The sequence below is a fragment of the Rhizobium ecuadorense genome, assembly GCF_001187535.1.
GTDB lineage: Bacteria > Pseudomonadota > Alphaproteobacteria > Rhizobiales > Rhizobiaceae > Rhizobium > Rhizobium ecuadorense.
Genome location: NZ_LFIO01001182.1, coordinates 1 through 264, shown reverse-complemented (window position 1 = coordinate 264; position 264 = coordinate 1). Strand labels below are relative to the sequence as shown.

General features: G+C 58.3%; 1 pseudogene. It reads right to left on the bottom strand.

From position 1 onward, the window contains the following. A pseudogene (locus tag AF337_RS25395) lies at positions 1-264 on the bottom strand (EAL domain-containing protein); the annotation flags it as partial.

Here is a 264-nt window from a genome sequence, read left to right as displayed (position 1 = left end):
AATGAAGAGATCAGGCCTGACGAGGCTGCCATCTCGCCGCCTCCATCGCACCAGCGCTTCGGCACCCACGCAGATGCCGGTCGCTAGTTCGACGATCGGCTGATAGTGCACGATGAATTGCCGCTTTTGGATCGCAAACTCAACTCGGCACGTGGCGACAGCCTGCCTCTAGAAAACACCACGACCATCACCACGATGAAGGCGGCAATGAACAGGCCTACAGGAAGAAACAACGCCAACTCGCGACGGAGCTGACCGTAGACC